General features: G+C 32.5%; 2 protein-coding genes and 1 pseudogene. All 3 read left to right on the top strand.

Going from position 1 to position 1,494, the window contains the following annotated elements:
• Positions 1–140 (top strand): annotated as a pseudogene (locus BBROOKSOX_RS10920) (ORF6N domain-containing protein); the annotation flags it as partial.
• On the top strand, positions 140–772 hold the full coding sequence (locus BBROOKSOX_RS10925) for a restriction endonuclease subunit S (RefSeq protein WP_139661833.1): 633 nt from the start codon (positions 140–142) through the stop codon (positions 770–772). The pseudogene BBROOKSOX_RS10920 and the gene BBROOKSOX_RS10925, both read left to right, overlap by 1 nt.
• The coding region (locus BBROOKSOX_RS10930; RefSeq protein WP_180324021.1) for an AAA family ATPase at positions 769–1,494 on the top strand (726 nt) is incomplete at its 3' end. The genes BBROOKSOX_RS10925 and BBROOKSOX_RS10930, both read left to right, overlap by 4 nt.

Consider the following 1,494-nt stretch of genomic DNA (forward strand, 5'->3'; position numbering starts at 1 on the left):
AGTCAAATAACTATCATGATAGATTTTTAATTATAGACAAGACTCAAGCATACCATATAGGGGCTAGTTTAAAAGATTTGGGTAAAAAGGTGTTTGCATTTAGCAAGATAGATAGCGATTTGTTAAGGTGGGTGGATTGATGAGTAGATTAGTGCCTAAACTTAGGTTTAAGGAGTTTAGTGGGGAGTGGGAGGAGAAAAAGTTAGGGGATGTATTTATAGGAAAAAAAGGACAAGGCTTATCTAAAAAAGATGTTGTTAAAAATGGCAAGGATAAATGTATTCTTTACGGAGAACTATATACAAGATATTCAGAAGTAATTAAAGAGGTTTATAGTCGCACTCATTCAAGTGCTGGAGTAGAGTCTAAACTAGGTGATTTATTAATTCCATGTTCCACAACTACTACAGCCATAGATTTAGCAAATGTAACAGCGCTTGAGGAGTGTGATGTATTGATTGGTGGAGATATAAATATATTAAGATTTAAAAAATACGGCAATAGCGTATTTTTTTCTTATTATATAAATTTTGTAAAAAAACTTGAATTATCAAAATACGGACAAGGTGGTACTATTGTTCATTTATATTACAATCATTTTAAAGAGATAGAATTATGCTTTCCATCCCCAAAAGAACAACAAAAAATCGCCAACACCCTAAGCACACTAGACAACCTTATTGAAGCACAAAACCAACAAATAAACCACCTCAAGCAACACAAAAAAGGCTTAATGCAACAGTTGTTTGTTAGTAATGAGGTCGGAGTATGAGTAACAAGTCTGAAAATATAGACACTTATAACGCTTTAAAGTCGGTAGCCGAACATTTAAAAGAAAGTGATAAAAAAGTACAAGTGATTTTTGCTCATAATGGTGTAGGAAAAACAAGACTCTCTAGGGCTTTTAAAGAATTGGCAACAACAAGCGATACGCTTTATTTTAATGCCTTTACCGAAGATCTGTTTCATTGGGACAATGATTTAGAGAATGATACGACGAGAGTTTTGCAATTAAAAGAGTCGAAATTTTTTAAAGTGTTTGAAGGTCATGGTTTTGATATTGAAAGGCGTGTAAGAGAGTTGTTAAATCGGTATGTTGATTTTGATTTTAGTATTGATTTAAAGGCAAAAAAAGTAAGTTTCTCTCGAGAGATAACAAAAGAGGGGAAAAGTGAAAAAGTTGAAGATATAAAAATATCTCGTGGAGAGGAAAATATTTTTGTATGGTCTTTTTTTCTTGCTATTGCTCAGTTGGCTATTGATAATGATGAAAATTACGCATGGGTTAAAACGATTTACATCGATGATCCCATATCGTCATTGGATGATAATAATGTCATCATAGTCGCCAGTCATTTAGCTCAATTAATAAAAGACTCGAAAGATAAAGATAAAAAATTTATCATCTCAACTCATCATGGGCTTTTTTACAATGTGATTGTTAACGAACTAAGAGGGGCAGACAAATATCTTTTAACGAAAAATGGCGAAAAC

The organism is bacterium endosymbiont of Bathymodiolus sp. 5 South (assembly GCF_900128535.1).
Classification (GTDB): Bacteria; Pseudomonadota; Gammaproteobacteria; order PS1; family Pseudothioglobaceae; genus Thiodubiliella.